Raw genomic sequence first — 7,949 nt, 5'->3', positions numbered from 1 at the left:
AATAAGTCACCAGGGAGCCATCCCCGAGGGCGACGGTAAACGGCCCAATTTTCGGACCAGGATTACTCCACGCACCGATCTCCGGGGAGGTGTAGGGCGCGCCGGCGGGGGCGAGTTTGAATTCGTGAGCTTGCAGCGCAGCCGGGACGTCCGCGGGTGCAATGGCAATTTGTTCTCCCCCGGCATGTTTGAAATACTGTGGGAACACTCCGGAGGGACTGGTCTCGCTCTTCGACCACTGCAGTCCCCACACGTTTCCCTCGAAGACTTTGGTGTCGAAGACCTGCTCGACGCCACTGATCTTCCGGCCTTCCTGGTCGTAGTGGGTGGTCTTGGTGGTCAACGTGGATTTCCACGCGCCGTGCGGGTCGAAGCTTCCGTTGCAAGGCGGACCGCCATCACGCCATGCCTTGAAGGTATCGTAAAGCGCCGCCTTGGAGTAATAGGTCACGTCCTGCACAAGGTACGATCGGCCTTCCGCGTCGACCGGGAAATTGAGCTTTGGAATCTTCGAGTAAGTCACGCCCTGCGCATCCGTCGCGTCCAGCCGGGGCACGGTATTGATCTCCATGGCACCGCCGCCCATCTTGCCGGGGCGCGCATCGAGCCCGCGTCCGTAATCGAAGGGATAGTTGAATATCTTGCCGATCTTGCTCCAGGTCTCGGGGATGTAATAGGCGATGGGCCCCTTGAAGTTTTGTGCGCTCACAAAGCAGGTCCAGCTTTGGTCGCCGGTTGGCGGATCTTCCGTAGTCGGATCGGTGAAGGGCAAGGCCATCCAGGTGTAGCCGAGGAACTCGCCGCTGGGCTTCCCGCGAAAGGGCAGCGCATCGGGTGGGATCAACAACCGGTTGCTCAGTTGAGCAACGCCCAGTCGATTGTCCGGCAGCGCGGTGTTACTATAAAAGAACGACCAACCCGGTGAGCCGACTTCGTAGTCGTAGCACTGCGGCGTGGCGTTCATGCTGAACTTCGGCGGGCCGTAGCGGAAGTGGTTGCCGGCCCAGTAGCCGAGTCCGCCTTCCACCGTTTGGAAGACGCTATCCCAGGTGGGGCCGCGCTCCTTCCATTTGCGGGCGAGCGTCCCTTCCGGCGCGAGCGGGCGGTCTTTGTTATCGGAGTTATCCGGCGTGATCCATGCGCCGGCCAGGCCGATTTGGAAATTGGCGAAGGGCTGATCGATGAGCGACCATACCGCGGTGTAGAAGCCCATGCCCGCGCTGTATTCGGAATGCTCCGCCGGACGTGTGGCGCTGAAGCCGATGTAGCCGTGCAGGCCGCCGGAATGGGTGGTGACTGCACTATTGCCGGTATTGGTTGCCGGGGTTTGTTGCGCGAGGCAGATGGAATGCAAGAAAGCGAAAGTGAACGCGGGAAGAACTGAGATTCTCATGGAGGGGGGCTTGCCGAACGAACTGATCCAGCGAGTGTCGCGACGAGCGGCGTGCCGCATAAAGATAAATTCGAATGGGAGTCAATATGCGCAACGCATGTGCCTGGAGGACCTAAGCATCGAGGATGCGCCCTCTCCTCGCGTTGTGTGATCGCAGCACGCGAAGCGGTGTGGGACGGGTGTCCCCACGCGCCAAGGCATGTGCAGGCGTTTGAGCGATCGATTGAGCATGAGCGCCCTTCCATCCGAGCCGGTGCTTCTCTTCGGCCGATCACGTGTGAGAAGAGATGTGCGCTTCGCGGAGGGTTCGCTTGGCGGGTGGGGATCCCCGCCCTACACCGCAAGCGTTTGCCGTGCATTGTTCTCGATCTCGACGCTCTAATTCACGGCCTCAAGCACCGTAGGCTGGCACCTTGTGGAGATTCTTCACCGCCACTCGTGCCGGGGATACTTGCGCTGGAGCTCCTGCTTGATCTTCGGGTAGCTGTCTTTCCAAAAGGTCGCGAGGTTTTGCGTGATTTGGATCGGGCGGTGATTGGGAGCGAGGACCTGAATCACCAGCGGGATGCGATTGCCGGCGATCCGGATTTCCCCGCTCACCCCGTAGAGGTCCTGGATGCGCGTGGCGATCGTCGGCGCGGTTTTCGCATCATAAGTGATCTTCGCCTTGCGGCCATTGGGCAGCTCGATCCGCTCCGGCGCATATTTTTCCATGAGCTCCTGTTGCGCCGGTGACAGCCAGCTCTTCACGACCGGCCAGACCTGCCGTTCCTTGATGTCCTTGTAGCTCGTCGCACCGAGACAGATTTGTTCGACGAGCATCCGGCGGTCATCGTCGCCGATCGGCGGAAGTTCGAATTCCGGGTACCACGCCACGAGCTGGTTCAGCCGCAGGATCCATTGATCGACGGCGTTGTCCCAATTCTTCAGTGGACACGTCCCGGCCTCGACTTCGCGGGCGAGCAGGGTCGCCGCCTGTTCCAGCGGGACCTTGTCGGATTGCTCGGCGTGCAGGACGAGATCGCGAAAGCGGGTCTGCCGTTTGGCGAGCACGCGGCGCAGCGTGGCATCGAAAAACACCTCGGTCGTTTCCGCAAAGCCGGCGGGGAAAAGTTCGCGCAGCCACTCTTCGCGAATGGCCGTGGCCAGCGTGAGCAGCGTTTCCACATCCCCGCGAATCGCCACCTCGCGCACTTCGCTGGCCACGAGCAACGGCGTGCTGACCACGCTCTCGCGCGCCAGCACGCCCTTGCGCGCGTGGACCAGCGCACAACGCAGGGTGCCGTTGTCGAGCCGCATCGCCACCATGTCGGGGAAGCCCGCGAGCACGCAGCGTTGCAGCGCTTCGTCGGTTGTGTCGCCCGCCTCAGTGTTCAGCTTTTCATCCTTCGCGATGCGCAGGAACTGATCGGCCAGCGCCGCGGCCTCGCGCGCGGCGATCGCATTGATGCCCAGCGGGCGGCAGGCCTGCGGATTGAAATTGCGCTCCTCGGCAAAACGATGCGCGCGCATAAGGGTGAAGAAATCGCTTTCCGCGTTTTCCCCAAGCTGCCGTTCGCGGTCTTCCTCCATTTGTTTGCCATCGGCGCGGCGCAGGAGATTGCGGCCTTGGGTGAGCGCGGCGATGAGGGTGGCAGGGCGCACGCAGCCGAGCTCATGGGCCGCGAGCAGCATGCGCGCATAGCGGGGGTGCGTGGGGAAGGCGAGCATGCGGCGGCCCAGCGGCGTGATCGCGCCCGCGCTGTCGATCGCACCGAGATCGGTGAGCAGCGTGAGCGCGCGCTCGAGTCCACGGGCATCCGGCGCTTCCAACCAGCGAAAGGCGGCAACGTCTTCCACGCCGCTGGCCTTCAAGGTCAGCACGACTTCCGCCAGGTCGAGGCGCTTCACCTCGGGCAGTTCCTGCGCGGCGCGATCGTGATGCTCGCGCTCCGTCCACAGGCGCAGGCAGCGGCCCGGCGCCGTGCGTCCCGCACGACCGGCGCGCTGGTCGGCGCTGGCGCGCGAAATTCGTTCGACGAGTAGCGTATTGATGCCGCGATACGGATCGAAGCGCGCGATCTTGGCCAGCCCGCTGTCGATGACGATACGCACGCCCTCGATGGTCAGCGAAGTCTCGGCCACATTCGTCGAGACGATGACCTTGCGCCGGTCGTACTGCGCGACGGCGGCATCCTGGTCACCGGCCGTCAGCTCACCGTGCAGAGGCAGGACGACGCATTGGCCACCGGCCCGCGTGTGCTTGATCGCCTGGATCGTGCGCTGAATCTCGTAGGACCCGGGCATGAAGACGAGCGCGTCGCCTTCGCTCTCCCGCGCGAGCTGCTCGAAAGCCTCGGCCGCGGCGTCCCACACCGGCGCGTCGCCCAACGATTTGTCGAGATACTCGTGATCGACCGGGAAGGTGCGCCCGCGGGAGGTGAGCAGCTCGCAAGGCGCGAGGTATTTTTGCAAGGCGCCCGCGTCGAGCGTGGCGGACATGACGACGAGCTTGAGATCCGGCCGGTGCTGCTCCTGCAAATCCAAGGCGCGGGCGAGCGTGATGTCGCCGTAGAGATGCCGCTCGTGAAATTCGTCGAAGACAATCACGTTCACGCCGCGCAGCTTCGGGTCGGAGAGCATCTGCCGAAGCAATACGCCCTCGGTGACGAAGCGGATGCGGGTGCGGGCGGAGCACACGCGATCGAGCCGGATCTGGTAGCCGACCTCGTCACCCAGCCGTACGCTGCGTTCCTGCGCGACGCGCGCGGCGAGCATGCGCGTGGCCAGCCGGCGCGGTTGCAGGACGACGATCTCTCCCTCCCCCGCAAGGCCGTGATCGAGCACGATCTGCGGGACTTGCGTGGACTTGCCGGAGCCGGTGGGTGCTTGCAACACCAGGCGCGAATGCTCGCGCAACGCGGCCACGAGCGTCGTTTCCAGTTCGAAGATGGGGAGTTCGCGGCGGTTCAAGGGGAGACACGATTAGCAGGAATTTTTCGCCGGGATAGGATTTCGCGCGAGATGACGTCGGCCCCTCTCAACAGAAGAGCCGTGGCGGATTGGACGCCACGGCTCTGGAAGCAACGTGAGCCTTAGCTCACGCGGATGATTTCCGTCTCCGGCTCAGCGGATGGCTGGGCGGGCGGTGTGGCCTGCGTCTTCGGCTTCTCGTCGAAGCCGCCGATGTTCTGCCAGGTGGTCAGCACCTGCATGATCGACTGGAACAGCCCGATCTCGGCGCCGGCCTTGCCGTCGCCCGGGCTGCCCTGGCCGAAGATCACCACCCGCTCGGGGACGAGCGGTTGGGTGCTGTTGGCCAGTTGGCCGGCCATGAGGTTGAGCGCATAGAGACGCGGGTCGGTGAAGGCTTCCACCTTCTGCCGGCTCACGCTGGCTTCGGCCTGGCCGATCTGGGCGACCTTCGAGGCTTCACCCTGGCCCTCGAGTTCGGCCGAACGCGCGCGGCCTTCCGCGAGCGCGATGTCGCGTTTCGCGAGGCGCTCGGCTTCGGCCAGTTGGGCGGAACCGCGGTTGCCGGCAATTTCGATCTCCACGCGCGTCTGCGTGAGCTGCGTCTGGCGCTCGGCTTCCGCCTGCGCATGGTTCAGCATCTTCTGTTGCACGGCAGCTTCCTGCTGCTTGGCAAAGGTCGCCTTCTGCTCCTCGGCCAGGCGGCGCTGGCGAAGCTGGTCGAAGAGGCGATCGATCGGGTCTTCCTGTCCGGGCTTGAGCAACGCGGTCTCGGGACGGCCGATCAGCACGGCGACACAGTTGATGTCGAAGGTCTGGAACCGGCGGCCGAGTTCCTCGGTCGCATGGCGCTGGATTTCCTCACGATGGGTGAGCAGGTCGAGCATGTTCGAAGACTGCGCGACGTCACGGAAGTAGGCCGTGAGGATCGGGTCGAGCGTCTGCGTGATGAGCCGCCGGACATCGCCGAAGCGTTGCACCACGCGCGGCGCCTTCGCGTAATCGATATGCAGCACGAGCGAGAGCGGCAGCAACGGCTCATAGCCGTCGGCCGTGATCAGCGGGATGCTGGTGAGTTCTTCGTCGTAATGATGGGACTCGGTCTGGCCAGTAATCCAGCGCAGCACGAAGTTCACCGTGGGCACGATCTCGACTTTGAGCGCGTACGGATTGAGCGCGTACTTGCCGGGCGCGAGCGCGTCGCGCCACACACCGCGGCGGCCGGATTCGACCTGCTCGCCGTAGCGGAAGGCCGCGCCAGTCACGTCTTCCCCGGACGCGCCGTAGTAGCTGATGACCACGCCGACATAGCCGATCGGGATCAGGGTCTTCGGCTGCAGTTCGACGGTCGCGAACCAGCGGTTGATGAAGTAGGTGCCGTCCGTGAGCACTTGCAATTGCTTGCCGCGGCGGCCCCCAAGCGTCAGGAACGTATCGGGATCCTGGAAGTAATTGTGGCCACTGCCGTTCACATCCCCGACTTGCGGAGCGATGAATTCGCCAGGGTCCAGGGTCGGTCCATCGTGCACGGTGATCACGCCGATGAGATCGTGCGGCGAGAGCTTCGTCGCATCGGTCTGCACGGCCGAGTCACCACTGCGCTGGGCGTAAAAGGCCGAACCGACGAGCACGGGCGAAAAGCCCCGCGCCGTTTCCAGCTCCTGCTGCCACGAAGCGCATTGTTCGCGCTCCTGCCGGCCCACCGGCCCGGCATGAATGCCTTGCTCGGTGATGACGACGAAGAGCGCCGTGTTGATGGCGTAGACGCCTTCACGCAGGATCATGCGCTGGCGGCCACGCTGGCCTCCGTTGGTCAGGAACGCGACGGGGTCCTGGAAACCATTGCATTCCACGACCGAGCCCAACGTCTGCGACGCGGTGAGCGGGTAGCCATCGCGCGCATATACATAGCCGATGCGGCCTTCCGCGATGGTGACGAGCGGCACGGTGTGCACGCTGTACATCCAGAACGGATAGCCGAAGTGCAGGCCGCCGCGCAGGACGCGCGCCTGGAAGCCCGCTTCGCCGGCGAGGGCCAGCATGCGCCCTTGCGCCAGCGAGCCGCGCGGAGACCACAGTTTTTCGAGGATGCCGACGCGGCGATGCGGGATGTACCGCACCCCGATCAGTATATAGATGACCACGAGCGCGAAGAGGATCTTCGCGACTCCAAACCCGAACGAGAACAGCACAGGTATGCCGTCCATAATGTTTACTTTCTACTTTGTGCGCCGCCGCTTTTGCGAAAGCCGCCGCGCGATGACGTTCTGAAAGCATCCAGAGCGCCGCGTTTCCCGATGATCGGAAAACGGAAAGCGTCCCATCTGCCTCTTGATTGCTGCTGACGGAGTTAGCTGTCGGGCTTGGGCTATCAAGTGCCCCCGGCGCCGCAAAGCGCCGTTCGCCCCGAAGCCGCGCGACAAGTTTTTCACGCGCGGCGGTAGGATGGTTTCCCCGTTGATCCGGCCATCAGGCCGGAACATTGAGCTGGCAAAGAACTAACCCATCCCTAGCGGAGAGAGGCCGGTTCGCAAGTGAAATCGGAATCGTGCTAAATTCGTCAGAAAATGGCATTTCTGAAGCTTCAGAAAAAAAAGGCCATTGCGCCCCGGAAGCAGCGCCAGGCGGATTTTTGACTACGAAGGCTCGAAGACACGAAGGGACGCCCTTTCTTCGTGTCTTGGTGTCTTCGTGGTTATTTACCGATTCCCTCTCGGGTGCCTATTCCGCGACGCGCGCCACATCCACACTCACGCCGAGGCTGTGGCCGCGGCCACCGACTACCACACCGCGCAGCGGACTGACGTCGCTGAAATCGCGGCCCCAAGCGACGGTGACATGGCGGTCTCCCGGGAGAATGTTGTTCGTGGGGTCGGCGTCGATCCAGCCATGGCCGGAGCACCACACGGAAAACCACGCGTGCGAAGCATCGGCGCCGATCAGTCGCGCTTTGCCCGGCGGCGGCAACGTCTCCAGATAGCCGCTCACATAGCGCGCCGGCAGGCCGAGCGAACGCAGGCAGGCGATGGCCAGGTGCGCAAAATCCTGGCAGACGCCGCGCCGCTTCTTGAAGACTTCATCCACCGGTGTCGCGACCGTGGTGGCGCGCGAATCGAACTTGAAGTCACGGAAGATGCGGCCGTTGAAATCGACGATGGCCTCGAGCAGCGGCCGGTCCTTGGGAAAGGACGGCGCCGCATAGTCGGCGAGGACCGGCCGGCGGGCGATGTTCGGGGAATCGAAACGAAATTCGCCCACTTCGCTGTCGGGGGTCAGCACATCGCTCGCGCAACGATCGCGCACTTGTTGCCAGGCGAGGGTGCGGGCTGCGTTAGGGAGAAGAGGTGGGGTGATCCGCACCCGGCTGCGCGCGGTCGCTACGAGGCGGTCATGCGGATTGCCGATGGTGAAGAAAGTGGTCGTATTGCCGTAGTAGTCTACGTGCTCCGTGTTCACCGTCGGCGCGGGCTCGACCGAAAGTTTGAAATCGCTGATCTGTTGCGACGGCAACTCCCGCGGGTGCAGGTGCGCCAGATGATGGGCCACCGAGACATCGGAGCCATAACCGTAGGTGGTGCGATGCGTGATGTCGTAGAGCATGGCG

The 7,949-nt window shown here is 63.6% G+C and carries 4 protein-coding genes and 1 riboswitch; all 4 genes read right to left on the bottom strand.

Translation table 11 applies throughout. The features are described from left to right. A partial coding sequence (locus ABJF10_RS04180) for a hypothetical protein (RefSeq protein WP_348543264.1) occupies window positions 1-1,393 on the bottom strand: 1,393 nt, incomplete at its 3' end. Between the two features lie 426 nt (window positions 1,394-1,819). After that, window positions 1,820-4,345 carry an ATP-dependent helicase HrpB gene (gene hrpB / locus ABJF10_RS04175; protein ID WP_348543263.1) on the bottom strand — a complete coding sequence of 842 codons (2,526 nt, stop codon included), beginning with the start codon at window positions 4,343-4,345 and terminating at the stop codon, window positions 1,820-1,822. A gap of 122 nt (window positions 4,346-4,467) precedes the next feature. Beyond that, window positions 4,468-6,552 carry an SPFH domain-containing protein gene (locus tag ABJF10_RS04170; protein ID WP_348543262.1) on the bottom strand — a complete coding sequence of 695 codons (2,085 nt, stop codon included), beginning with the start codon at window positions 6,550-6,552 and terminating at the stop codon, window positions 4,468-4,470. A 116-nt stretch (window positions 6,553-6,668) separates the two neighbouring features. Next, window positions 6,669-6,844, bottom strand: a riboswitch (cyclic di-AMP (ydaO/yuaA leader). A gap of 222 nt (window positions 6,845-7,066) precedes the next feature. Next, the gene (locus tag ABJF10_RS04165; protein ID WP_348543261.1) at window positions 7,067-7,945 is read right to left on the bottom strand and encodes a transglutaminase family protein; all 879 of its coding nucleotides are present in this window, start codon (window positions 7,943-7,945) and stop codon (window positions 7,067-7,069) included. Window positions 7,946-7,949: the final 4 nt, after the last annotated feature.

The organism is Chthoniobacter sp. (assembly GCF_040003245.1).
Classification (GTDB): domain Bacteria; phylum Verrucomicrobiota; class Verrucomicrobiia; order Chthoniobacterales; family Chthoniobacteraceae; genus Chthoniobacter.
Note: the sequence above shows the minus strand (reverse complement) of the source record. Positions and strands in the feature narration are given on the sequence as shown.